General features: G+C 67.6%; 25 protein-coding genes. 3 read left to right on the forward strand and 22 right to left on the reverse strand.

Annotated features, from left to right (window positions below; genetic code table 11):
• Window positions 1-82: 82 nt before the first annotated feature.
• Complete coding sequence (locus tag G6N31_RS07960) at window positions 83-607, reverse strand: Rv1476 family membrane protein (protein WP_098001483.1); 525 nt, start codon at window positions 605-607, stop codon at window positions 83-85.
• Window positions 608-799: 192 nt separating this feature from the next.
• On the opposite strand from G6N31_RS07960, the gene G6N31_RS07965 reads away from it, so the two are divergent.
• The gene (locus G6N31_RS07965) at window positions 800-3616 is read left to right on the forward strand and encodes an aconitate hydratase (protein WP_098001267.1); all 2817 of its coding nucleotides are present in this window, start codon (window positions 800-802) and stop codon (window positions 3614-3616) included.
• A 17-nt stretch (window positions 3617-3633) separates the two neighbouring features.
• A complete protein-coding gene (locus G6N31_RS07970) occupies window positions 3634-4197 on the forward strand; it encodes a TetR/AcrR family transcriptional regulator (protein ID WP_098001265.1) in 564 nt (187 codons plus the stop codon).
• A gap of 1 nt (window position 4198) precedes the next feature.
• Here the strand turns inward: G6N31_RS07970 and G6N31_RS07975 are convergent, their stop codons facing one another.
• The 7 genes from G6N31_RS07975 to ilvD form a co-directional block, all read right to left on the reverse strand.
• Window positions 4199-4393, reverse strand: coding sequence for a helix-turn-helix domain-containing protein (locus G6N31_RS07975; protein WP_098001263.1), 195 nt, complete (start codon window positions 4391-4393; stop codon window positions 4199-4201).
• Window positions 4394-4457: 64 nt separating this feature from the next.
• Entirely contained in the window at window positions 4458-6086 is a 1629-nt protein-coding gene (locus G6N31_RS07980; RefSeq protein WP_098001261.1) for an ABC-F family ATP-binding cassette domain-containing protein, read from the reverse strand.
• 84 nt (window positions 6087-6170) lie between these two features.
• Window positions 6171-6992, reverse strand: coding sequence for an enoyl-CoA hydratase (locus tag G6N31_RS07985; protein WP_098001259.1), 822 nt, complete (start codon window positions 6990-6992; stop codon window positions 6171-6173).
• Window positions 6993-7012: 20 nt separating this feature from the next.
• A complete protein-coding gene (trxA, locus tag G6N31_RS07990) occupies window positions 7013-7375 on the reverse strand; it encodes a thioredoxin (RefSeq protein WP_098001257.1) in 363 nt (120 codons plus the stop codon).
• 49 nt (window positions 7376-7424) lie between these two features.
• Window positions 7425-9641: a 6-phosphofructokinase gene (locus G6N31_RS07995; protein WP_098001255.1), complete on the reverse strand. Its 2217-nt coding sequence runs from the start codon at window positions 9639-9641 to the stop codon at window positions 7425-7427.
• A gap of 61 nt (window positions 9642-9702) precedes the next feature.
• Window positions 9703-9876 carry a hypothetical protein gene (locus G6N31_RS08000; protein ID WP_163721963.1) on the reverse strand — a complete coding sequence of 58 codons (174 nt, stop codon included), beginning with the start codon at window positions 9874-9876 and terminating at the stop codon, window positions 9703-9705.
• 5 nt (window positions 9877-9881) lie between these two features.
• Entirely contained in the window at window positions 9882-11771 is a 1890-nt protein-coding gene (ilvD, locus tag G6N31_RS08005; protein WP_098001253.1) for a dihydroxy-acid dehydratase, read from the reverse strand.
• A gap of 102 nt (window positions 11772-11873) precedes the next feature.
• Here ilvD and G6N31_RS08010 point away from each other — a divergent pair, with 102 nt between their 5' ends.
• On the forward strand, window positions 11874-12692 hold the full coding sequence (locus G6N31_RS08010) for a helix-turn-helix transcriptional regulator (protein WP_098001251.1): 819 nt from the start codon (window positions 11874-11876) through the stop codon (window positions 12690-12692).
• Here G6N31_RS08010 and G6N31_RS08015 read toward each other — a convergent pair.
• The 14 genes from G6N31_RS08015 to G6N31_RS08080 all read right to left on the reverse strand — a co-directional run bounded on the left by G6N31_RS08015 (window position 12679) and on the right by G6N31_RS08080 (window position 25337).
• Window positions 12679-13500, reverse strand: a complete 822-nt coding sequence (locus tag G6N31_RS08015) for a hypothetical protein (protein ID WP_133117649.1) — start codon at window positions 13498-13500, stop codon at window positions 12679-12681. The genes G6N31_RS08010 and G6N31_RS08015 overlap by 14 nt on opposite strands.
• Window positions 13497-14465: a hypothetical protein gene (locus tag G6N31_RS08020; RefSeq protein WP_098001244.1), complete on the reverse strand. Its 969-nt coding sequence runs from the start codon at window positions 14463-14465 to the stop codon at window positions 13497-13499. Before G6N31_RS08020 ends, G6N31_RS08015 begins: the two co-directional genes overlap by 4 nt.
• Window positions 14462-15478, reverse strand: coding sequence for a hypothetical protein (locus G6N31_RS08025; protein WP_098001242.1), 1017 nt, complete (start codon window positions 15476-15478; stop codon window positions 14462-14464). Before G6N31_RS08025 ends, G6N31_RS08020 begins: the two co-directional genes overlap by 4 nt.
• On the reverse strand, window positions 15475-16575 hold the full coding sequence (locus tag G6N31_RS08030; RefSeq protein WP_098001240.1) for a hypothetical protein: 1101 nt from the start codon (window positions 16573-16575) through the stop codon (window positions 15475-15477). The genes G6N31_RS08025 and G6N31_RS08030 overlap by 4 nt, the downstream gene beginning before the upstream one ends.
• A complete protein-coding gene (locus tag G6N31_RS08035; protein WP_098001238.1) occupies window positions 16566-17039 on the reverse strand; it encodes a hypothetical protein in 474 nt (157 codons plus the stop codon). Before G6N31_RS08035 ends, G6N31_RS08030 begins: the two co-directional genes overlap by 10 nt.
• On the reverse strand, window positions 17032-17907 hold the full coding sequence (locus tag G6N31_RS08040) for a DUF58 domain-containing protein (protein WP_244962257.1): 876 nt from the start codon (window positions 17905-17907) through the stop codon (window positions 17032-17034). Before G6N31_RS08040 ends, G6N31_RS08035 begins: the two co-directional genes overlap by 8 nt.
• Before the next feature lie 33 nt (window positions 17908-17940).
• Window positions 17941-18942: an AAA family ATPase gene (locus tag G6N31_RS08045; RefSeq protein ID WP_098001234.1), complete on the reverse strand. Its 1002-nt coding sequence runs from the start codon at window positions 18940-18942 to the stop codon at window positions 17941-17943.
• Between the two features lie 75 nt (window positions 18943-19017).
• Window positions 19018-19365, reverse strand: a complete 348-nt coding sequence (locus G6N31_RS08050; protein WP_098001232.1) for a metal-sulfur cluster assembly factor — start codon at window positions 19363-19365, stop codon at window positions 19018-19020.
• Window positions 19358-19828, reverse strand: a complete 471-nt coding sequence (sufU, locus tag G6N31_RS08055; protein WP_098001230.1) for a Fe-S cluster assembly sulfur transfer protein SufU — start codon at window positions 19826-19828, stop codon at window positions 19358-19360. Before sufU ends, G6N31_RS08050 begins: the two co-directional genes overlap by 8 nt.
• A 1-nt stretch (window position 19829) precedes the next feature.
• Window positions 19830-21086 (reverse strand): cysteine desulfurase, encoded by a 1257-nt coding sequence (locus G6N31_RS08060; RefSeq protein WP_098001228.1) that lies wholly within the window; start codon window positions 21084-21086, stop codon window positions 19830-19832.
• 1 nt (window position 21087) lies between these two features.
• On the reverse strand, window positions 21088-21858 hold the full coding sequence (sufC, locus tag G6N31_RS08065; protein WP_098001226.1) for a Fe-S cluster assembly ATPase SufC: 771 nt from the start codon (window positions 21856-21858) through the stop codon (window positions 21088-21090).
• A 1-nt stretch (window position 21859) separates the two neighbouring features.
• A complete protein-coding gene (gene sufD / locus G6N31_RS08070) occupies window positions 21860-23044 on the reverse strand; it encodes a Fe-S cluster assembly protein SufD (RefSeq protein WP_098001224.1) in 1185 nt (394 codons plus the stop codon).
• Window positions 23044-24483, reverse strand: coding sequence for a Fe-S cluster assembly protein SufB (gene sufB, locus G6N31_RS08075; RefSeq protein ID WP_098001222.1), 1440 nt, complete (start codon window positions 24481-24483; stop codon window positions 23044-23046). Before sufB ends, sufD begins: the two co-directional genes overlap by 1 nt.
• Window positions 24484-24542: 59 nt before the next feature.
• Window positions 24543-25337, reverse strand: a complete 795-nt coding sequence (locus G6N31_RS08080; protein ID WP_098001220.1) for a helix-turn-helix transcriptional regulator — start codon at window positions 25335-25337, stop codon at window positions 24543-24545.
• Between the last annotated feature and the right edge of the window lie 16 nt (window positions 25338-25353).

Genomic DNA, 25353 nt, shown 5'->3' on the forward strand with positions numbered 1-25353 from the left:
AACAATGTAATTGCAAACCGCGTTATAAAACGGTGACCTTTTGATGCGCCGAATGCAATGAATCCGCAGGTGGGAGCTGTTTTTAAGAGGGCTCTGTGAGGCCCGCTCGTTTGCTACGCACCTGTAACAATCGGGTGCCCGCAACGGCAATTACGACCGCGAGAACCAGCACGATCGTGAATGGCGTCCAGGGAAAGTGCGAGTCGGTCAACTCGCCGACGAAATTCTTCGACGACTGCACCGAATCGCCGGTTCTGGCGAGGTCCTGACCGGCCTCCAGCGTGACCCTGTCGAAAGCCGGACTGTAGGTCCCGGCGAGGTTCGGGCTCAGCGCGAGCACCGTCGAGCCCGGGTAGGCCAGACCCACCTCGGTGGCGATGTCGCGCAGCGGGGTCTCGATCGGCGGGTTGAAATCGATGACCACGATCTTGAGGTCGATACCGTCTTCGCGAGCGTCCTCAACGACGTCGCGCAACGCCGGCACGTCGGCTGCGGCACCCGGGGCGACGCTGACCCCGTCGTCGGCGATGTCGGCCTTCACCTGATCGATGTCGACCTCCGGCGGGACGTATGCCGGCAGGTGGGGAATCCAGAGCGGTCCGGTCACACCAGCAAGGTACGCGACCGCCGGTTGCGCACCCGCGCGACACGAGCGCGGCACGCGTTTGGCCGTGCGCACGGGGGTATCCGGTAAATGTTCGACCACCCCCTGGGGTTCAATACAGGACAAGCGTACTGTTAGGGTGTGGGCGCCGCGGCACAGCCCGTCGTGGCGAAATGATCTAGGCCGGGAGTTGATGTGAGCAGCAAGAATTCATCCGTGAACTCGTTCGGAGCACGCGACACGCTCGACGTCGGAGACAAGACCTACGAGATCTACCGCCTCGATGCGGTACCCGGTACCGACAAGCTGCCCTACAGCCTGAAGGTGCTCGCCGAGAACCTGCTGCGCACCGAGGACGGCACCAACATCACCAAGGACCACATCGAGGCCATCGCCAACTGGGACCCGTCGGCCGAGCCGAGCGTGGAGATCCAGTTCACCCCCGCCCGCGTCATCATGCAGGACTTCACCGGTGTGCCGTGCATCGTCGACCTGGCCACCATGCGCGAGGCGGTCGGTGAACTCGGGGGCGACCCGCAGAAGGTCAACCCGCTGGCGCCGGCCGACCTGGTGATCGACCACTCCGTGATCGCCGATCTGTTCGGCCGCGAGGACGCGTTCGAGCGCAACGTGGAGATCGAGTACGAGCGCAACGGCGAGCGTTACCAGTTCCTGCGCTGGGGCCAGGGCGCCTTCAACGACTTCAAAGTGGTGCCGCCCGGCACCGGCATCGTGCATCAGGTCAACATCGAGTACCTGGCATCGGTGGTGATGGACCGCGACGGCACGGCCTATCCGGATACCTGCGTGGGCACCGACAGTCACACCACGATGGAGAACGGCCTGGGCGTGCTGGGCTGGGGCGTCGGCGGTATCGAGGCCGAGGCCGCGATGCTCGGCCAGCCGGTGTCGATGCTGATCCCCCGCGTCGTGGGCTTCAAGCTCACCGGGGAGCGCCGCGCCGGGGTGACCGCCACCGACGTGGTGCTGACGGTGACCGAGATGCTGCGCAAGCACGGGGTGGTGGGCAAGTTCGTCGAGTTCTACGGTGACGGTGTGGCCGAGGTGCCGCTGGCCAACCGCGCCACGCTGGGCAACATGAGCCCCGAATTCGGTTCCACCGCCGCGATTTTCCCGATCGACGACGTCACCATCGAGTACCTGCGGCTGACCGGGCGCAGCGACGAGCAGCTCGCGCTGGTCGAGGCTTACGCCAAGGCGCAGGGCATGTGGCACGACCCGTCGAAGGAGCCGAAGTACTCCGAGTACATCGAGCTCGACCTGTCCGACGTGGTGCCGTCGATCGCCGGGCCGAAGCGTCCGCAGGACCGTATCGCCCTCGATGATGCGAAGTCGGCCTTCCGCAAGGACATTCACAACTACGTGGGCGAGGAGCGCGAGCCGGCCGAGTACTCGAAGCTCGACGAGGCGGTCGACGAGACCTTCCCCAGCAGCGACCCGGTCTCGCTGTCGTCCGGCAACGGTGGCACCCCGCCGCTGCATTCGGCGGCGGTCGGCGCCGAGGGCCGGCCCACCAACCCGGTGACGGTCCGCTCCGAGGAGCGCGGCGAGTTCGTCATCGACCATGGGGCCGTGGCGATCGCGGCGATCACCTCCTGCACCAACACCTCCAACCCCGAGGTGATGATCGGCGCGGCGCTGCTGGCCAAGAACGCCGTCGAGAAGGGATTGGCCAGCAAGCCGTGGGTCAAGACCACGATGGCGCCGGGCTCGCAGGTGGTCACCGACTACTACGACAAGGCCGGGCTGTGGCCGTACCTGGAGAAGTTGGGCTTCTTCCTCGTCGGTTACGGCTGCACCACCTGCATCGGCAACAGCGGGCCACTGCCGGAGGAGATCAGCAAGGCTGTCAACGACAACGATCTGGCGGTCACCGCCGTGCTGTCGGGCAACCGCAACTTCGAGGGCCGCATCAACCCGGACGTGAAGATGAACTACCTGGCTTCCCCGCCGCTGGTGATCGCCTACGCGCTGGCCGGCACCATGGACTTCGACTTCGAGTCGGACTGCCTGGGTACGGACTCCGATGGCAACGAGGTGTTCCTGAAGGACATCTGGCCGTCGCAGAAGGACATCAGCGACACCATCGCCAATGCGATCAGCCAGGAGATGTTCACCAAGAACTACGCCGACGTGTTCAAGGGTGACGAGCGGTGGCGCAACCTGCCGACCCCCAGCGGGGACACCTTCGAGTGGGACCAGGAATCGACCTACGTCCGCAAGCCTCCGTACTTCGACGGCATGCCCGCTGAGCCGGAGCCCGTCACCGACATCTCGGGTGCCAGAGTGCTTGCGCTGCTGGGAGATTCGGTCACAACCGACCACATCTCCCCTGCCGGCAGCATCAAACCGGGTACGCCGGCCGCGCAGTACCTCGATTCACACGGCGTCGACAAGAAGGATTACAACTCCTACGGCTCGCGTCGCGGCAACCACGAGGTGATGATCCGCGGTACGTTCGCCAACATCCGGCTGCGCAACCAGCTGCTCGACGACGTGTCGGGCGGCTACACCCGCGACTTCACCAACGGTGGTGAGCAGGCGTTCATCTACGACGCGGCACAGAATTACGCCGAGCAGGGCATCCCGCTGGTGGTGCTGGGCGGTAAGGAATACGGTTCGGGATCGTCGCGTGACTGGGCGGCCAAGGGCACCAGCCTGCTGGGGGTGCGCGCGGTGATCGCCGAGTCCTTCGAGCGCATCCACCGGTCGAACCTGATCGGCATGGGCGTCATCCCGCTGCAGTTCCCCGAGGGTGAGTCGGCCGCGTCGCTGAAGCTCGATGGCACCGAGACGTTCGACATCACGGGCATCGAGGACCTGAATGACGGCAAGACGCCGAAGACGGTCCATGTGACCGCGACAAAGGAGGGTGCTGACCCGGTCGAGTTCGACGCCGTGGTGCGCATCGACACCCCCGGCGAGGCCGATTACTACCGCAACGGCGGCATCCTGCAGTTCGTGCTGCGCAACATGCTCAAGACGCAGTAGCCCGGGGGATCGTTCCCGTGCCCCGGGTGACCGACGACCACCTGGCGGCGCGCCGTCGCCAGATTCTCGACGGCGCGCGCCGGTGTTTCGCCGAGTACGGATACGAGAACGCGACCGTGCGGCGGCTCGAGCAGACCATCGGGCTGTCGCGCGGCGCGATCTTCCATCACTTCCGCGACAAGGACACGCTGTTCTTCGAGCTGGCCCGCGAGGATGCCGAGCGGATGGCCGACGTGGCGGCGCGGGAAGGTCTCATCCAGGTGATGCGGGAGCTGCTGGCAGCGCCCGATCAGTTCGACTGGCTGGCCACCCGGCTGGAGATCGCCCGCAAGTTGCGCAACGACCCGGCGTTCAGCCGCGGTTGGGCAGAGCGTTCGGCGGAACTCTCGGCAGCCACCAGTGAGCGGTTGCGGCGTCAGAAGCAGGCCGGCCGGCTGCGCGACGACGTACCCGGCGACGTGCTGCGCTCCTATCTGGAACTGGTGCTCGACGGACTGGTGGCGCGACTGGCCTCCGGGGATGACCCGGACCGGCTCAGCGCGGTGCTCGACCTCGTCGAGGATTCCGTGCGGCAGCGCTGAGTCAAGCCGACTTACGCCCCCGGTGGTTGGGTCCGCCGCGGCTGCGCATGGTGGTGCCGGATTCCCGCAGCATGCTGTGGATCGAGCCGTAGGAATGCCCGGTCGACGCGACGAGACTGCGGATGCTCGCACCGCTCTCGTACGCGCTGCGGAGCTCGCTGACCAGCTGGTCCCTGCTCTTGCTGTCCTTCTTCATCGTCGCCTCCCGCAATCGTGCTCGGGACCGGTTACCCCGCGGGGCAAGCGTTGACACACACAGGTCAGGCCAGCTCGATGAGATCCCGGTACTCCTCGGACCAGAAGTCCTCGGTGCCGTCGGGTAGCAGCAGCACCCGTTCCGGGTTGAGCGCCTCGGCGGCCCCGGGATCGTGGGTCACCAGCACCACCGAGCCGACGTAGCTGCGCAGCGCGTCGAGCACCTGCTCCCGCGAGGCCGGGTCGAGATTGTTGGTGGGCTCGTCGAGCAGCAACACGTTGGCCGTCGAGGCCACCAGACCGGCCAGCGCCAGTCGCGTCTTCTCACCGCCCGACAGCGTGCCGGCCGGTTGGTCGAGTTGCGCGCCGCTGAACATGAACGCCCCGAGCAGGCCCCGAAGATCCTGTTCGCCGGTGTCCGGGGCGGCGTGACGGATGTTCTCCCACACCGTGGCCATGTTGTCGAGGGTGTCGTGCTCCTGCGCGAAGTAACCGAGCTTGAGTCCATGGCCGGGCTCCAGCCCACCGGCATCGGGTGTCTCGACCCCGGCCAGGATGCGCAGCAGCGTGGTCTTACCCGCACCGTTGAGCCCCAGCACCACCACGCGCGAGCCACGATCGATGGCCAGGTCCAGACCGGTGAAGACCTCCAGCGAGCCGTAGGTCTTGGTCAGCCCCTTGGCGATCAGCGGGGTCTTGCCGCACGGCGCCGGGGTCGGAAACTTGATGCGGGCCACCTTGTCGGCCACCCGCTCCTCGTCCAGGGCGGCCATCATCCGGTCGGCGCGACGCAACATGTTCTGCGCGGCAACGGCTTTGGTGGCCTTGGCGCCCATCTTGGCGGCTTGAGCGCGCAGGGCGGAGGCCTTGCGTTCAGCGTTGGCGCGTTCGCGGCGTCGCCGCTGCTCGTCGGTGGCGCGGGCGTCGAGGTACTTCTGCCAGCCCATGTTGTAGACATCGGCCTCGCCGCGGACGGCGTCGAGGAACCACACCCGATTGACCACGTCGGCCAGTAGCTCGACGTCGTGGCTGATCACCACCAGGCCACCGGTGTGGTTCTGCAGGAAGGTGCGCAGCCAACCGATCGAGTCGGCGTCGAGGTGGTTGGTGGGCTCGTCGAGCAGCAGCGTGGTGGCCGATCCGCTGCCGCTCTCCGAGGCGGCGAACAGGATCCGGGCCAGCTCGACGCGGCGGCGCTGACCACCGGAGAGCGTTCGCAACGATTGGGTGAGCACCCGGTCGGGCAGTCCCAGGCTCGCGCAGATCCGGCCGGCCTCGCTTTCGGCGGCATACCCGCCGAGCGCGGCGAAGCGTTCCTCCAACTGGCCGTAGCGGCGCACCGCCTTGTCGCGGGCGGCGTCATCGGCGACCTCGGCCATCAGCACCTGCTGCTTTTCCAGCTCCGACAGCAAGGTGTCCAGGCCGCGCGCCGACAGCACCCGGTCTCGGGCCAGCTGATCGAGATCACCTTCCTTGGGATCCTGTGGCAGGTAACCGATCTCGCCGGTGCGGGTGACGGTGCCGGCGTACGGTTCCGCTTCCCCGGCCAGGATGCGCATGGTGGTGGTCTTGCCGGCACCGTTGCGGCCGACCAGCCCGATGCGGTCCCCGGGCTGCACCCGCAGCGCCGAACCCTCCACGGAGAGCAGGGTGCGCGCTCCGGCGCGGACCTCGAGGTCCGTTGCGGTGATCACGCTGATGCTCCTGAGAATGACGAAGGCGGGGCTGGAAAAGCCAGGTTAATGGCTGCCACCGGCCCGAAGCCAATCGATAACCGGCTACTTGTCGTCGGTGAAGCGCGGCGCCCGGCGCTCCTTGCGGGCCGCCACGGCCTCTTCGAAGTTCTGTGTCAGCAGCCGGACGTAGAGCTGGCCCAGGCCCTCGGCCTGCATGTGCGCCTCCAGCGACCCGGCGTCCAAGCCGCTCCACAGCGTGCGTTTGGTCAGCTCGGTGCCCGGACGGGAGAAGCCGGCGATCCGTTCGGCCAGGTCGTAGCACGCATCGAGCAGCTGCTCGGCGGGTACCTGCCGTGACACCAGCCCGATCCGCTCGGCCTCCTCGGCGTCGACGTCGCGCCCGGTCAGCATGATCTCGAAGGCCCGCGAGGACCCGATGGCCCGCGGCAGCAGATAGCTCAGGCCGAGCTCGCTGGCGGTCAGGCCATTGTTGATGCCGGCGGCGCGGAAATACGCGTCGGCGGACGCGATGCGGATGTCGGCGGCCAGCGTCAGGCACAACCCGCCGCCGATCGCCGCGCCGTTGACCGCGGCGATCACCGGCTGGTGCATCTTGCGCAACGCCAAGATGACGTCATCGAGCACCTCCATCGACCGCAGCCCGAAAGTGGGCCGGGTGAGCCCGGTCACATGGGGCACCGATCCGGCCGACTTGTGGTCGGCGCCTGAGGAGAAACCGCGCCCCGCGCCGGTGAGCACCACGACGCGCACCTCGTTGTCGTAGGTGAGCTCGTTCAGCACGTCACGTAACGGCACCATGACGTCGAAGGCCATGGAGTTCATCCGCTCGGGACGGTTGAGCGTCACCAGCGCGACGTGCGGGCGCGGGCGCTCGACGAGGACGAACGGCTCAGGCGAGGTCACGCCTGCACGGTAGCGGGCAGTTACTGCTGGCCGTCCTCCTGGGCGGCGATCGCGGCGTCGATGTCGAACTCCTTGACCTTCTGCACCAGGTCCTCCAGCGCGGCCGGCGGCAGCGCGCCGGCCTGATTGAAGACCAGCTTGCCCTTCTTGAACGCCATCAGCGTCGGAATGGAACGGATGTCGGCCGCGGCGGCGAGTTGCTGCTCGGCCTCGGTGTCGACCTTGGCGTAGACGACGTCGGGGTGCTTCTCCGAGGATGCCGAGAACGTCGGCGCGAACGCCTTGCACGGACCGCACCACGACGCCCAGAAGTCGACCAGCACGATGTCGTTGTCGTTGATGGTGTCGTTGAATTCTTCGGCGGTGATGTCTCGGGTAGCCATAGTCGTCCTAACGTCGAGGTTTCTGTCGATGTTCCCAGGTTTGCCACTCTCAGTCGCGCATAACCCCGGCCAGGCCGCGGTACTGCATCCAGTGCTGGTGGACCGGCCGCTGAACGTCCTCGTGAACGAGATCCGGGTACCGCGTGAGGTCGGTGAAGAGCAGCTGCCCGGACTGGAAGCCGATCATCGCGGCCGCGCGGCCACCGGATTCGAGTTGTTCGGCGAGGAACTCGATGCTGCGGGCGGTCATGGTCGTGGCCTGGATCCGGTCGAACGGCGACGGTCCGCCACCGTCCTGGGTGTGGCCGAGGACCTCCTCGCGGGCGTCGAAGACGTCGCCGCCCTCCTTCTGGAACAGCGAGGTGATGAAGTCGCTGGTGTAGATGCGGTCGGTGCCCTCGCAGCTGACGACCACCCCGACGCGTTTGCCGGCCCGGAAACTCTCCGCGAGGTCGTAGACATCGGTGGTCAGGTCGCGCAGCGTGATGCCCTCCTCGGGCAGGTAGATGCGCTCGGCCCCGGTGGCCAGTCCGCTGACGTGCGCGAGGTAACCGCAGTCGTGGCCGCGCACCTCGATGATGAACACCCGTCGCGTGGCGACCGCGGACCGCCGGATCTTGTCCACATCGGCGACGATGCTGTTGAGCGCGGTGTCACTGCCGATGCTCAATTCCGTTGCCGGGACGTCGTTGTTGATGGTGATCGGCATGCACACCATCGGGATGTCCAGGGCGGGGTGCTGCTGTCGGTGCCGGTGCAGCTCGTGCGCGGCGCGGTAGCCGGCCCACCCGCCGGCCATCAGCAGAGCGTCGATGCGATGCGCGGCAACCTGTTCGGCGATCTCGGCGAGCGCGGCCGCATCGGGCAGGAAGCGGTTGGTGCCGATGTCGGCGCCTCCTTCGGACACCCAGCCGCTGACGTCCATCCAGCTCATCTCCTGGACATCGCCGTCGCGCAGCCCACGGAACCCGTTGTTGACCGCCATGACCGCCCACCCGCGGTCCAGGCCGAGCCGCACGGCCGCGCGCACCGCGGTGTTCATTCCCGGCGCCGGGCCGCCACCGTGGATGATGCCGACCCGGAACTGCCGGTCGGACGGGACGGGACGGGCAGCGTGCTGCTGGAAAGTCTGCAGGATGCGGCAACTCTCCCGAAAGCTGCTGCTGCGCAGACGCATAGCGCCTTCGTAGTCCTGAGACTTGACGCGGTCGGCGACAGCCTGGGTGCGTTGCACGCACTCCACCAGCGGCGCGCACACCACTCGGTTGCCCTGCAGTCCGACCACTTGGGCGGGCGCCTGGGGTTCGTCGGCGAGCAGGCGTTCCACCGCGTGATGGCCGAACAGTGTGGCCAGGTACCGGTCGAACGCGCTCGGCGGGCCCCCGCGTTGGACATGGCCCAGCACCGTGATCCTGACGTCTTCGCCGAGTTCGTCCTCCAGCAGCGTCCGGACCCCGTCGGAGGTGATCGGGTTGCCATCGCGGTCCCGGGCGCCTTCGGAGACCACGACGACGCTGTGCCGGCGGCCGATCGCACGGCCGGCTCTGATGTCCGCACACATCTGTTTCTGCCAGTCGCCGGTGGGCGGCTGCTCCGGGATGAACACCCAACTCGCCGCGGTGGCCAGCGAGGACATCAGGGCCAGATAACCGCAGTTGCGGCCCATCACCTCGACGACGAACGTGCGCTGATGGCTGGCTGCTGTGCTCTGCAGCGCGTCCAGCGCGTCGACGATGCGGTGCAGTGCGGTGTCGGTGCCGATCGTCATGTCGGTGCCCGACATGTCGTTGTCGATCGTGCCGACCACACCACTGAGCCGCAGGAACGGGTGCCGTTGCGCGGCATGTGCCGAGATCTCGCCCGCCTCGACCAATTCCGCGAGAAGGCCGGTCCATTCGTGGCGGAACACGTTGGCCCCGGCGAGGCTGCCGTCGCCGCCGATCACCACGAGCGCGTCGATGCCGCGCTCGACCATGTTGCGGGCGGCGGTCCGGCGACCCTCGCGGGTGCGGAACTTGTCGGATCGGGCGGTGCCGATGGCCGTCCCGCCGCGCTGCAGGATCCCGTCGACATCGCCGCGCTGCACCCGCCGGATCAGGTCGCCACCGGCGACCAGACCGCGATAACCCTCGTGAACGGCGTACACCTCGATGCCGTGGAAGGCCGCGGTGAGCACCACCGCGCGCACCGCGGCGTTCATGCCCGAGGCGTCGCCGCCACTGGTCAGCACCCCGATACTGGCGGGAGCGGACGGCACCTCAGACATCTGACCTCCGTGCTGGCGTGGCTCGCCCGCCCAGTCTGTCAGCAGCGCGGCAGTGTCGCCATCACTGCTGACGACTGAGGATCAGATCCTTGATCTCCGCGAGCTGCTCGTCGACCGAGCGGAACCTCGCTCGGGTTTTCTGACGGAAATCGCCCAGCGCGTTGACGGCGGCGAGCACGGCGCGATCGGCGCCCAGCGCCGAGATCCGAGCCTCGTGATCTTCGAGCATCCCCACGAAAGTCAGAATGGGTGGTCACGACTGCCAATGCGGTCGCTCGATGACCCGGTTGTGGAACACCCGTCGAAGACTCGGCGCACCGCCCCCCGGTCCGCGGAGGTGGCCAGCGCGGCGTAGGCCTGCAGTGCGGCCGACACCGTGCGGGCCCGCGCGCGCGGCCGGAAGCCGTCGAGCCGGCCCCGCCGCACGTCGAGCTCCTCGTCGGTGACCTCCAGATGAATCCGACGCTGCCCGACATCGATGGCGATGACATCGCCGTCGGCGACCAGCGCGATGACGCCGCCGGCCGCGGCTTCCGGTGAGACGTGTCCGATCGACAACCCCGAGCTGCCGCCGGAGAACCGGCCGTCGGTGACCAGTGCACAGTGGGCGGCCAGTCCCCGGCCCTTCAGGAACGAGGTCGGGTGCAGCATCTCCTGCATGCCCGGCCCGCCGCGCGGACCCTCGTAGCGCACCACCAGCACATCGCCGGGCTGGATCCGCCCGCCCAGGATCGCCTCGACGGCATCCTCCTGGGATTCCACCACCACCGCCGGACCGCGGAAAGTCAGCAACGTCTCAGGCACGCCGGCGGTCTTGACCACACAGCCGTCGGCGGCCAGATTGCCGCGCAGCACGGCCAGCCCGCCGTCGGCGCTGTACGCGTGCGCGGCGTCGCGGATGCATCCGGCGGCGGCATCGACGTCGAGCGCCTCCGATCGCCGTGACTGCGAGAAAGCCGACGACGACCGCACCCCAGCCGGTGCGGCACGGAACAGCTCGCGGGCGGCCGGGGTTGCCGTGCCGCCCCTGACGTCCCAGTCGGCCAGCCACGCGGTGAGGCTGTCGGCGTGCACCGCCCACACGTGGTCGGCGAGCGTGCCGGCCCGGTGCAACTCCCCCATCAGCGCCGGCACCCCGCCGGCCCGGTGCACGTCCTCCATCAGGTCAGTGCCGTTGGGTGCGACCTTGCACAGACACGGCACCCGCTGCGAGATCGCGTCGATGTCGTCGAGGGTGAAGTCCAGCTCCGCCTCGTGGGCCGCGGCGAGCAGGTGCAGCACCGTGTTCGTCGACCCGCCCATCGCGACATCGACGGCCATCGCGTTGGAAAACGCTGCCCGGTTGGCGATCTGGCGCGGCAGCACCCGCGCGTCGTCGCCGTCGTACCAGCGGCGCGCGAGCTCGACGACCAGGGCGCCGGCCCGCTCGTAGAGGCGGCGCCGGTCGGTGTGGGTGGCCAGTGTCGACCCGTTGCCCGGCAGCGCCATTCCAAGCGCCTCGACCAGGCAGTTCATCGAGTTCGCGGTGAACATTCCCGCGCACGAGCCGCACGTCGGGCAGGCCGCCTCCTCGATCCGGCGCAGGTCCTCATCGCCGACCGTGGGGTCGGCGGCCGCCGAGATCGGGTCGATCAGGTGCAGGCCGCTGCGCACCGAGCCGTCGGCCAGCGTCGTGCGCCCGCCTTCCATCGGCCCCCCGGCGACGAACACCGTCGGGATGTCGATCCGCAGCGCCGCCATCAACATCGCGGGAGTGATTTTGTCGCAGTTGGAGATACACACCAGCGCATCGGCGCGGTGGGCCTGCACGACGTACTCGACCGAGTCGGCGATCAGGTCGCGCGACGGAAGCGAGTAGAACGTGCCGGAGTGGCCCATGGCGATACCGTCGTCGATGGCGATGGTGTTGAACTCGCGCGCGATGCCACCGGCGCGGCCGACGGCGTCGGCGACGATCCGGCCCACGGGCTGCAGGTGGGTGTGGCCGGGCACGAACTCGGTGAAACTGTTGGCGATCGCGACGATCGGCTTGCCGATGTCACCGACGGGCACCCCGGCCGCGCGCAGCAACGCGCGGGCGCCGGCCATATTGCGTCCGTGGGTGACGGTGCGGGACCGCAGTTCTGGCATACCGGCCAGCCTTGCCGTCGGCGAGACGACTTACCAAGACGGCGCGACCACTGGTAGTCAGAGCACCAGGTTTGTCCCAGACCCGCGAAATACCATGACCACATGACTGCGCAGTCCGACCGGCGGGCGGAACTCGGCGCGTTCCTGCGAGCGCGCCGACAACGCATCGCGCGGGATGTGCACGGGCTGCCCGACCTGCCACGGGGACGCCGGACCGGACTGCGCCGCGAAGAGGTCTCGGCGCTGTGCGGGGTCAGCATCACCTGGTACACGTGGCTCGAGCAGGGCCGTCCGATCACCCCGTCGCGGCAGGTGCTCGACGCGATCGCGCAGACACTGCGACTGTCCGCGACCGAACACCAGTATCTACTGGGCCTGGCGGGCTACGCGCCACCGATGGATCCGACGCGCACCGAGCCGGCGCCCGACCACATCCAGCGTCTCATCGACGCGCTCGGCGAGCGCCCGGCCTATGTGCTCGCCGGTGACTGGTCGATCGTCGGCTGGAACTCCGCCTACGCCGAGCTGTACCCGAATGTCGCGAAGGTCGATGTGGCCGAACGCAACCTGCTCTGGTTGGTTTTCACCGACCCGTCGGTGAGGACACTGCTCGACGACTGGGAGGTCACGAGCGCGCGTTTTCTCGGCGAATTCCGCGCTCAGGTCGCCGGACGCCTCAGCGAGGCACCGATCCGGGAGCTCCTCGAACGGCTGCGCGCGGTCAGTGCCGAATTCCGGCGTGGGTGGGACACCCACCCGGTGGCCGGATTCGAGTCCCGCGAACGGGTCTTTCATCACCCCACCGCGGGCCGGCTGCGGTACGAACACCATCAGCTGCGGCCGTCGGACCGGCCCGACCTGCAGATCGTGGTCTACACGCCGTACCACTGCGCCCAGGCGGCGCCGCTCAGGCCTGCCTGATCCGCGCGATGAGGGTGCGGAAAAGCTCTGCGCCGGCGTCCTTCTGCGCCGGCGGGCAGTACATGTCGATGATGATGCCCCGGACCAGGCCGACGAAGTCGCAGGTGTCCTCATCCTCGGTGGCCAACGAGAACGTGTCGTCGGCATCGTATTTCGGCGCGTCGACCACCACGGCGTCATTGGTGTGGCTGCTCTGCCGAAGCACCTGACCGTTCTTGACCACTGTGGTCGTGACCACCGCGCCCGCACAGCGGCGGTACCAGGCACGTACCTCGTCGAGACTGGTTCCTTCGGTGGGGCTCGGGAAGATCGACACACCGAAGGCGCGGGAATCCTCTTCGTTGCCGCCGGGATCGTCGACCGGGAACATCAACAGGGTCAGCGGATAGCGGCGGTAGCGTTCCGGGTTCGTGAAGTCGCTGAAGTACCGAGCTTCGGTCAACGGATCACGTTCGCAGCCATCAGGTTCGGAGGTGGTCTGGTAGTCGGCGTCGAAATCGATGTCGAGTTCTTCCCGGACCGCCTGGGAGGAGTCGTAGTCGATGTAGCCCAGCGGATACAGCGAGCGGACATCGATCGCGTTGAGAATCACCGTCGGGGGTTTGTCCCGCAGCGATGAGGTCTGGAAGCGGGGCTCGGCACTCACGGCGGGTGGGTCGGTCTCGGGCCACACCACCACGGTGACCAGACCGCCGAGCAACAGCAGGATCCCGAGGAGGGCGAGGGCCACCGTCCAGCGGCGGGGCGGGCGACGCGGCCTCGGCGGCGTGGAGTAACTCCACGGTCCCAGTGGATGGTGCGTCGTCATTGCATCGGACCTGCCGTCGTGCACAACAGCGCTCCGAGATCCTGCAACGGTGTGCCGTCGGGCGTGCAGAATCCCGGCGCCGTCGGGTCGTCGTTGTTGTCGGTTCCGGGAAATTGGGGCTCCGCGGGGTCTGGTGCCCGCGGCGCCGGCGCTGGCGGTGGCGGCGGCTCGCCCGGCGGCGGCGGTGGCGGCGGCTCGGCGGCCGGTGGCGGCGCATCCTCGGCGTCTTCCTTGGCTTGTGCGTCGCGGACCTTCTGCTCGCGCTCGGCATCGCGATTCTTGATGCACTCTTTGAGGCGCAAGTCGTCGTCGGCGAACGGGCAGGCCGTACTCACCGACGATCCGCTGAAATCGATGCCGCCGCCGGGGGTGCGCAGGTAGTCGTAGCCCTCTGCGGTTTCGGTCAACCAGCCGTTCTTCAACGCAGTCAGCTTGTTGGTCAGCCGTTCGGGAGTCTGCTCGACGAACAACCGGATCTCCGGCACCGACGACGGCGATTGACCGAAACAGTGTGGCTGCGCGGCGGCGGCCTGTGCCGCGGGCTCGAGCATCTCGCGGGCCTGGAAGAAGCTGCCCGCCCTGAGCTGCTCGTTGCTCAGGACTTCCGAAATCAGCGCGAAATTCACGCGCGGCGGGCACGCGCCGGGTGAGTCGAGGTGGGCGGCCCGGAACTTCGTGTGTGCCTCGGCCAGGTCACCCTGCAGCATGAGCCGGTCGCCGTCAGCCAGTTGCGCCCGAAACCCGCCGCCGAACCAGCCGGCGTTCAGCCAGCGCAGCGTCGAGGTCATCGCGGTCTTGTCGCGTTCGGCGAACTGGCCGGGCAGGCGATTGCCGAGCACCCAGACGCTGGCGAGTTTGACTGCCAGTACGCACATCAGCACCAGGATGGGGATCGACCAGATCAGCAGCCGGCGCCGAACATCCAACCGTCGCGGACGGACGGACGTCTTCGGGGTCGCGGTCATCGTCGCTCCCCCCGGCGGCGCCGCAGCCAATGGCTGCCCAGCCCGTAGAGCTCGACGCCGAACAGCAGGGCGGCCACGGCGGCGAAGATCCAGTAGAACTCGGTGCGGTTCGGGTGAGGCACGTCGGGCACGACCGGCGCGACGGGCGCCGCCTGGGGCACCGCAGTGGGTAACAGGGCGGGTTCCAGCGGCCCGCTTCGCCGGGTCTGATAGCTGATGCCCAGACTGTCCGCGGCGGTCCTCAGCGCGGGTTCGTTCAACCCGATGGTGACGAACTCGGCGTCGCCGCCCTCGGGCATCCAGAACACCCGCGCACCGGCTTTGGTGCCGTAGCCGAAGACGGCTCCGCCGGACACCTGCCCTTGGGGGATGTCGTAGGCCCAGTCCCCCGGGTCGCTGCCGGAACCGAAGATGAAGACCAGGTTGGCCGACCCCGGGTAGGCATCCGAGGCCCGGGTGAGCTGCTCGCGCAGCAGATCGTCAGGCGCGGAGACCATCGTCGCCTTGGGCGCCCGCACCGGGGTGTAACCATAGGTGGAGTAGTTGGCCAGGAACGGGCGCAGGCTCCAGGTGTCCGGTGACAGTGGCCATTCCGAGCGTGCGGTGTCGGCGTAGGACATCACGGCATAGCGCGCGTCGGGATAAGTCGTCAGCACGGTCTGCAAATCCTGCCGGACCCCGGCCATGCGTTCCTGGTCACCGCCGAAGTCGGGCGTGGTCATCCCCACCGAGCGGTCGATCAGAAGAAACACGTTGATGTTGGTTTCCTCGGCGGCGGCGGTCAGGCGCGGCGGCCGCGGCACGCGGGACTCGTCGCCGATGCGCAGGGCCGCGGCGGCCAGACACAGGACGGCCAGGATCCCGGTGCCCAGCCGCAGCAACGTTCGTCCCGGCGGACGGCGCGCGTGCCGCCGCCGGACCGCCAGGAAGGCCGCGATCCGCAACGCGACCGCGACGGCGGCCAGCACGATGATCAACCAGACCGGGAACACCGGAGCGACACTGAGTTTCACAGCCGCAACCCCCATCGCAGGGCAGCCAGCGCCACCGCGGCGATCAGCGCGAGTTGCAGCAACAGGTTCGGCACATCCCACTGGAACGGAGCCCGCGCGTGCTCACGCGCGACGTCGAGGGCTGAGGGCGGCGGGTCGGCCAGCACCGTGTCGACGGCGGTGTCCAATTCGTCGCTCAGGTTGTCTTGCATGCGCTGGGGCGGCTCACCGAACAGCGAGTCGACCTCGGTGTAGGCCACCACTTTGCCGCCGCTGTCCCGGACCAGCTTCTCGGTGAACCCCATGGGTCCGGTGGCCAGATCGGGTGCGATCGCGTTGACCTGGATTCCGGCGTTGGTGATCGTCTTCTTCAGGTATTCCTCGGAATACAGCGGTTGCGCCGAGGGGTCGACCATCCCGCCGTTGATGTCGCCGACGTAGACGATCATGCGTGACCGCCCGTTCTCGGCGCCCACCGCGGGTAGCCCCATGGCACACATGGCCAGCGTGTCGCGTGGGTTGGCCAGGGGGCCGGTGCGCCGCTCGAACAGGCCATCCTCCTGCGACCCGAACGCTGCGCTCAGGTCGCCCGCGGCCCGGGCCTCGTTGGCGGCGCTGACTGTGTCGATGATCCGGTCGAGCCGGTCGGTGACCCACTCACGGTCGGCGGTCACCGGGATGGTCCGGTAGTACTGGCTGGTCATGCCGATGCGCTGGTTGCCGAACCCTTCGACGTGCGTGCGCAGTGCGCTCAGCAGCGGAACGAGTCCGTTCTTGTTGGCGAACTGCACGACGAACAACGGACCGAAACACACCATGATGTCGACGTAGGGGGTGTCCGAACCGGGTGGGCTCGGGTGATAGGTGCGCGCGGGTCGCGCGGCGGCGACCACCAGCGCGGTCACGGCGATGAGCACCACCGCCAACGCTGCGACCAAGAGTCGTTGGTGCGCGCGGAGCGCGCGCTGGTACTCGGGTAGCTCCGTGATCCGGAATGACCGCGCCAGGTACGGCAGTTGTCCCTGCCAGCCGTAGTCGCGACGGCGCGTCGCCAACCATGCAGCGGCCCCCGCCGCACCAACGGCCAGAAGCAGCACGAAAGGCCATCTCAGGTCCATCGGGCCACCGCCGTCCGTGCTACGGCCACCGCGGCGTCGACCCCGGCCGGGTCGGCGGTGTCGAACTGACCCGGATAGGTCCTCTCCAGAACGGGCAGTACCGACGCGGCCAGTGGACTGCGGGCGATGTCGGCCGCGGTCATCTCGCGGACGTGATAGCCGGTCCGGAATGCGACGAACTGACGAAAGATGCGACTGATCTCATGGAACGCGGTGCGGGAGTCGAGTCCCCCGGCGCGGTGCCGTTCTGCCACCCGGCCCAGCGAGCGCATGAATTTCAGGCGCAGCACGCGATAGGTCACTTCGCGCACGATGGGAATTCGACGCAGCCGGTCGACCGGAGCAGTCCACAGGTAGATGCCGGCCACCCAGGCCACCGCTGCCACCGCGACCAGCACGGCCCCCACCAGCCACCACACCGGGTAGGCCATCGGCGCATACAGGATGTCGACGAAGTCATCCATCGCGACGTCCCTGGGTCAGCTCCGCCAGGGCCGCGCGGATGTCGCCGCTCGACGAGATCCGCGAGAAAGAGGTACCCATCTGGGCGGTGAATGCCTCCCACTGCGCCGCCCGCGCCGCCTCGGCGCGCCGGTAGGCCTGCATCACCCGGGATCCGAACACCGCCGGGGTGAGCAGCGCCGCGCCCGTGGCGACGTCGAGAACTTCCTCGGCGGCGTCGGGACCGCCGAGCACGTCGGCGTCGTCGACGACGAACCAGTGCACGGTGTTTCGGCTGCGCACCGCCGAAGTCACCGCAGCCAATTCCGCGGTGACACTGGGCTGGTCACAGACGATGTAGATGGCGTACCGCTTGTCGAGGTTGTGGGCGACGAACTCGAGCTGGCGCACGATGTTCGAGCCGTGGCCGACGGCGGTGTCGGCGGCGTTGACCAAGCTGAGCAGTTGTTCGAGGTGGTCCTCACCGGTCTTGCCCGGCTGCACCGAAGAACCGCGGTCGTCTCCATAGACAAGACTCACCTTGTCGGACTGCGCACACGCGATCAGACCCACCGCGCCCAGCGTCAGGATCGCGAGGTCCCTCTTGGTTTCGCCGCTGGGTGCGGCGGCCAGCAGGTTGGCACCGGTGTCGGCGATCAGGAGGAACTCCTGGGCTTTCTCGGCGACGTAGCGCCGCACCACCAGGTGGGGACTGCGCGCGGACGCGCGCCAGTCGATGTCGCGGTGATCGTCGCCGACGACGTACTCGCGCAAGTCGACGAAGTCGTCACTGCGTCCGAACTGCAGGGAGGTGTGGCCGCCTTCGAGCATCCGGTGCGAGCGCAGGCGCATGCCCACGCCGCCCGGGTCGAAACCGAGCTGCGCACGCACCCGATTGAGAATCTCGCCCACGGCTTTTCGCGCCTACGGTGAAGCGACTCGGTGGAGGATGCCCTCGATGAGATACTCCGGGGTCACCCCTTCGGCCGACGCCTGGAACTTGAGCACCAACCGGTGCCGCAGCACCCGGGTAGCGACCGCTTTGACGTCGTCGGGGACCACGTAGGGGCGACCGTTGATCAGCGCCCGCGCGCACGCGGCCCGGCACAGAGCGATGGTGGCGCGCGGACTGGCGCCGTACTGCACCATGTCGGCCAGCCGCGGATCCAGAACCGACTGGGGAGTTCGGGTGGCACCGGTGAGATAGGTCGTGTACTTGACGATCGAACGGTCGATGAACACCTGCTTGAACTTCGACTGCAACCAGCGCACGTGTTCCAGGTCGAGTTGGCCGTTGGTGGCGGCCTTTTCCTCGAAAACGCCGGATGCGATGCGTGAGACGACCTCCTCCTCCTCGTCGAGCGACGGGTAGGTCAGGATGTCCTTGATCATGAAGCGGTCCATCTGCGCTTCGGAAAGCTGGTAGGTGCCCTCCTGGTCGATGGGGTTCTGGGTGGCCAGGACCAGGAACGGCTCGGGTAGCGGATATACGTTGCCGCCGATGGTGGTCTGACGTTCCTCCATCGCCTCGAGCATCGCGCTCTGGGTCTTCGCCGAGGATCGGTTGATTTCGTCGAGCAGCACGATGTTGGCGTGCACGGGACCGAAGGACACCTTGAACTCGCCGGTCTTCTGGTCCCAGATCTGTCCGCCCGTGATGTCGCTGGGCAACAGGTCGGGGGTGCACTGGATCCGCTGAAATCGTGCCGCGAGACTGTCGGCGAGCGTTTTGGCGGCCGTCGTCTTGGCCAGGCCGGGAACGCTTTCCAAAAGGATGTGGCCTGAGGCAATCAGTCCGATCAGCAAGGATTCCTGCAGCACGCTCTGGCCGACGATCTTCGCCGAAATAGCCTGCTGAAGGTGGCTGATGGTGCCACCGGCCCGCTGGAGATCCTCAGCCGAAAGCGCAGGTCCAGTCAACTGCATCCGAGCCCCCCGATTTGCCAGACAAGATTTGTCAGCTGAGCCTAACAATGGTTGTCAGGGGGTCTGTGCGCCAGTTCAGACGGTGAACCCCAGCGCCCGCAGTTGTTCGCGGCCGTCTTCGGTGATCTTGTCCGGGCCCCACGGCGGGTTCCACACCCAGTTGATCTTGATATCGCTGACCAGACCGGCGCCGACCAGCGCGGTGCGCGACTGGTCTTCGATCACGTCGGTCAGCGGGCACGCCGCCGAGGTCAGCGTCATGTCGATCAGCGCGACCTTTCCGGTGTCGCCGCTCTCCACGCCGAGCCCGTACACCAGACCGAGATCGACGACATTGATTCCGAGTTCGGGGTCGACGACGTCGTGCATCGCTTCGTCGATCTCGGCGAGCAGTTGGTCCTCGGGTAACGCTGTGTCACTCATTGACGCTCTCCTTCGCATCGTGTGTCTCGTGGGCCTGCGCGAGGGCAGCCTTGAAAGCGGACCAGCCCAGCAGCGCGCATTTCACCCGGGCCGGGTATTTCGCCACACCGGCGAACGCCACCCCGTCGCCGATCACGTCCTCGTCGCCGTCGATCGCGCCCCGGCTGGACACCATCTCCGTGAACGCCGCGACCGTCTTGAGCGCATCGCCGACGGTCTGCCCGATCACCTGGTCGGTCAGCACCGAGGTCGAGGCCTGGCTGATCGAGCACCCCTGCCCGTCGTAGGAGACGTCGGTGACGGTCTCGCCGTCGTCGGACAGCGTCACCCGCAGGGTCACCTCGTCACCGCACGTCGGGTTCACATGGTGCGCTTCGGCGTTGAACGGTTCACGCAGTCCGCGATGATGCGGGCGCTTGTAATGGTCCAGGATGACTTCCTGGTAGATCTGCTCGAGTCGCACGTCAGTCCCCGAAGAACTCCACGGCGCGCCGCACTCCGCTGATCAGCCGGTCGACCTCATCGGCAGTGTTGTACACGGCGAAGGAGGCCCGGGCCGTCGCGGCGATCCCGAAGCGGCGGTGCAGCGGCCACGCGCAGTGATGTCCCACCCGCACGGCCACACCCTCGTCGTCGAGCACCTGTCCGACGTCGTGGGCATGCACCCCGTCGACGACGAACGACACCGGCGATCCCCGGTCGGTCATCGCCGTCGGCCCGATGATCCGCACGCCGGCAACCGTGGCCAGGCCGTCCAGCGCCGCCTGCACCAGCTCGGCCTCGTGCTGTTCGACCTCGGCCATCCCAATGGCCCGCAGATACCGTGCGGCAGCGGCCAATCCGACCACCTGGGAGGTCATCGGAGTGCCGGCCTCGAACCGCTGCGGCGCGGGCGCGTAGGTCGAGGCCTCCATCGTCACGGTCTCGATCATCGATCCGCCCGTCAGGAACGGCGGCATCGCGGCGAGCAGGGCACGGCGCGCGTAAAGCACCCCGATACCGGTGGGCCCGAGCATCTTGTGTCCGGAGAACGCGGCGTAGTCGACGTCGAGTCCGTGGAAGTCGACGGGCTGATGCGGCACCGACTGGCAGGCGTCCAGCACGGTCAGCGCGCCCACGCTCTTGGCCCGGGCGACGAGGTCCGCAACCGGCGCCACCGCGCCCGTGACATTCGAATGATGGCTGAAAGCAACGACTTTGACCCGCTCGTCGAGCTGCAGCGAGTCCGGGTCGATACGGCCATCTTCGGTGACACCGAACCAGCGCAGAGTCGCACCGGTCCGTCGCGCGAGTTCCTGCCACGGCACCAGGTTGGCGTGGTGTTCGAGTTCGGTGGTCACGATGACGTCACCGGGACCGACGGCGTGCTCGAATCGCCGGTCCCCCAACACATACGCCACCAGGTTGATCGCCTCGGTGGCGTTCTTGGTGAACACCAGCTCATCGGCATCTGCGCCGACGAACGCGGCGATGTCCTCGCGGCCCTGCTCGTAGGCGTCGGTGGCTTCTTCCATCAGCTGGTGCGCTCCGCGGTGCACCGCGCCGTTGGAGGTCGTCAGGAAGTCCCGTTCAGCGTCGAGCACCGCCAGTGGCTTCTGCGAGGTCGCCCCGGAGTCCAGATAGGCCAGCTGCTTGCCGCCGCGCATCACCCGGTTCAGGATCGGGAAGTCAGCCCTGACCCTGGCGAGCCCCGCGATGTCCAGCGTCTGAGCGGCCGTCATGTCAGGCTCCGGCAGCAGCAGCTTGGGTGAAGCGCACGTAACCGTTCTCCTCGAGCTCGTCGGCCAGCTCCGGACCGCCGGACTCGATGATGCGGCCGTCGACGAACACGTGCACGAACTGCGGCTGGATGTAGCGCAGGATCCGGGTGTAGTGCGTGATCAGCAGCACGCCGCCGTTCTCGGATTCCTTGTAGCGGTTGACACCCTCGCTGACGACGCGCAGCGCGTCGACGTCCAGACCGGAGTCGGTTTCGTCGAGGATCGCGATCTTCGGCTTGAGCAGGCCCAGCTGGAGGATCTCGTGGCGCTTCTTCTCGCCGCCGGAGAAGCCCTCGTTGACGGAGCGTTCGCCGAAGGACGGGTCGATGTCGAGATCGCCCATCGCGGACTTGACCTCTTTGACCCAGTGCCGCAGCTTCGGCGCCTCACCGCGCACCGCGGTGGCAGCGGTGCGCAGGAAGTTCGACATCGACACCCCCGGCACCTCGACGGGGTACTGCATGGCCAGGAAAAGGCCGGCGCGGGCGCGCTCGTCGATGCTCATCTCCAGCACGTCGGCACCGTCGAGGGTGATCGACCCGGACGTGACGGTGTACTTGGGATGGCCGGCGATCGCGTAGGACAGCGTCGACTTGCCCGACCCGTTGGGGCCCATCACGGCGTGCGTCTCGCCGGAGCGCACGGTCAGGTTGACGCCCTTGAGGATGGGCACCTCGTCACCTTCGGGGGTGAATACCGAGGCGTGCAGGTCCTTGATTTCCAGTGTGGTCATGTCAGTCAGTTCTCGATTCGGTGATCGCTAGTTCTTTTTCGATGGCTTCGGTCAGGCGTTCGCGTACGGCGGGCACGGCGATCTTCGCGATGATCTCGTTGAAGAAGCCGCGCACCACCAACCGGCGCGCCTGATCCTCGGGAATGCCACGGGCCCGGAGATAGAACAGCTGCTCGTCGTCGAAACGTCCGGTGGCGCTGGCGTGCCCGGCACCGACGATCTCACCGGTCTCGATCTCGAGGTTGGGCACCGAGTCGGCACGGGCACCGTCGGTGAGCACCAGATTGCGGTTCACCTCGAAGGTGTCGGTGCCGGTGGCCTCGGCGCGGATCAGCACATCACCGATCCACACCGTGTGCGCGTCGGGCTTCTTCGAGTCGGGATCCCCCTGCAGCGCGCCCTTGTAGAGCACGTCGGACTTGCAGTTGGGCTGCGAGTGGTCCACCAGCAGCCGTGACTCGAAATGCTGGCCGTCATCGGCGAAATAGGTGCCCAGCATCTTGGCGTCGCCACCGGGTGCGGTGTAGCGCACGGTGGCGGTGGTGCGCACCACGTCGCCGCCGAGGGTGACGTTGACGTGGCCGAGTACCGCGTCCTTACCCAGCTTGGCGTGGTGGGAGCTGACGTGGACCATATCGTCGGCCCAGTCGGCGATCCAGATGATGCCCAGCCCCGCGGAGTCCCCGACGATGATCTCGACGTTGTCGGCGTAGGTGCCGCTGCCGCGCAGGTCGACCACGACGATCGCCCGGGCCAGTTCTTCGACGCGGATCTGCAGGTGCCCGTAGGCCACTGCGCCCTCGCCCGGCCCGGCGATACCGATCTCGATGGGTTCGGCGACCTCGGTGTCCCGCGCGACGGTCACGATGGTGGCCGAGTCGAACGACGAGAACGCCTGAGCGGCAACCCGATCCGAGGGCACTCCGGCCTGGCCGAGGCGCTCGTCGCCGCGCGCGGCGGTCTCCACCGTCACCCCGGGCCGTTCGGACACCGTGATCGCGGCAGATCCGCTGGCCTGCGCGGATCCGTCGTGCAGCCCGCGCAGCCGCTTCAGCGGTGTGAACCGCCAGATCTCGTCGCGGCCGCCGGGCACCTCGAACGCATTGACGTCGAACGACGAGAACAGCTCGCCCTTGTTGATGGCGGTCAGGGACGAACCCTCGACCGCCTCCGTCAGATTCGTCACTAGCCGACCGCACCTTCCATCTGCAGCTCGATCAGCCGGTTGAGCTCCAGGGCGTACTCCATCGGGAGTTCCTTGGCGATCGGCTCGACGAAGCCGCGCACCACCATGGCCATCGCCTCGTCCTCGGTCAGACCGCGGCTCATCAGGTAGAACATCTGGTCCTCGCTGACCTTGGACACCGTGGCCTCGTGGCCCATCGTGACGTCGTCCTCCCGGATGTCGACGTACGGGTAGGTGTCCGAGCGGCTCACCGTGTCGACCAGCAGGGCATCGCATTTCACACTGGACCGCGACCCGTGCGCGCCCTTGTTGACCTGGACCAGGCCCCGGTAGGAGGCCCGCCCGCCGCCGCGCGCCACCGATTTGGACACGATGTTGCTGCTGGTGTTGGGCGCCAGGTGCAACATCTTGGCGCCGGTGTCCTGGTGCTGACCCTCCCCGGCGAACGCGACCGAGAGCACCTCACCCTTGGCGTGCTCGCCGGTCATCCACACTGCGGGGTACTTCATCGTCACCTTGGAGCCGATGTTGCCGTCGACCCACTCCATGGTGGCGCCGGCCTCGGCGCGGGCCCGCTTGGTGACCAGGTTGTAGACGTTGTTGGACCAGTTCTGGATCGTCGTGTACCGGCACCGACCGCCCGGCTTGACGATGATCTCGACGACCGCGCTGTGCAGCGAGTCACTCTTGTAGATCGGCGCGGTGCAGCCCTCGACGTAGTGCACGTAGGCGTTCTCGTCGACGATGATCAGCGTCCGCTCGAACTGGCCCATGTTCTCGGTGTTGATCCGGAAGTAGGCCTGCAGCGGGATGTCGACGTGCACGCCGGGCGGCACGTAGATGAACGACCCACCGGACCACACCGCGGTGTTCAGCGCCGAGAACTTGTTGTCCCCGGCCGGGATCACGGTGCCGAAGTACTGCTTGAAGATCTCGGGGTGCTCGCGCAGCGCCGAATCGGTGTCGAGGAAGAGGACTCCCTGCGCCTCGAGGTCCTCACGGATCTGGTGGTAGACCACCTCGGACTCGTACTGCGCGGCCACACCGGAGACCAGCCGCTGCTTCTCGGCCTCCGGGATGCCGAGCTTGTCGTAGGTGTTGCGGATGTCCTCGGGCAGGTCGTCCCACGTCGTGGCCTGCTTCTCGGTGGACCGCACGAAGTACTTGATGTTGTCGAAGTCGATGCCCTCGAGGTTCGATCCCCAGTTCGGCATCGGCTTCTTGTCGAAGGTGCGCAGCGCCTTGAGGCGGATGTCGAGCATCCACTCGGGTTCGTTCTTCTTCGCCGAGATGTCGCGCACCACGGCCTCGGACAGCCCCCGCTGCGCGCTGGCACCGGCAACATCGGAGTCGGCCCAGCCGTAGCCGTACCTACCCAGCGAGGCGATGGTCTCCTCCTGAGTCAAGGCTTCAGGCCGTGCCTCCGGTGTGAGTGTCATTGCGACACACTCCTTTTGCTCTGTGGTGGCTTCGACGCGGGCTGTGCGCCGAAGGGTCTTTACCGTCTGGTCGGGCTCAACGGAACATGGGTGGTGCAGGCGCAGTCCCCGTTGACGATGGTGGCCAGCCGTTGCACGTGGGTGCCCAGCACCTCGGACATCGCCTGCTGTTCGGCCTCGCACAACTCCGGAAACTCCTCGGCCACGTGCGACACCGGGCAGTGGTGCTGACAGATCTGCACCCCGGGCACCGGTCCGCGTACGCGGGCCGTGGTGGTGGCATACCCGGCTCCGGTGAACGCCTCGGCGATCCGCTCGGCTGCGCCCTCGACGTCCTCGCAGGCGATCGGGCCGAGATCACCGAGGATGGCATCGATCCGCTGCCGCGCGAAGGTCCGGACGGCGTCATCTCCGCCGATCTCGCGCAGTTGGCGCATCGCCGCGGAGGCGAGATCGTCGTAGGCGTGGTCGAGCTTGGCCCGCCCGGCGGCGGTGAGCTGGTACCGCTTGGCCGGCCGGCCCCGCCCCTCCTGCTGCCATGCCGCCGCGGCCGTGGCCTTGGCGTCACCGGCGTCGATCAAGGCATCGAGGTGACGGCGCACGCCGGCCGCGGACAGCCCCAGCTCGATGCCGATGCTGCGCGCGGTGGTGGGCCCGGACTCCAGCAACAGCCGGACGATCGCGCTGCGGGTATCGCCGTGCGACTCGACATCAGCAGGCAACGGCGCCCGAGTGGGCGCCGTCGAGGTCTGCTGACGGAATTTCACTACACCAGTGTGACGCAATTCCGGGGGCCGGTCTACCAAGGGCACCCTTAGCGTCGGGTAGTGATCGTCACACACGGTGACGCCCATGATCGGGAATAGCGCG

Origin of the sequence: Mycolicibacterium duvalii (assembly GCF_010726645.1) — a bacterium.
In the GTDB taxonomy this organism is placed as follows: Bacteria; Actinomycetota; Actinomycetes; order Mycobacteriales; family Mycobacteriaceae; genus Mycobacterium; species Mycobacterium duvalii.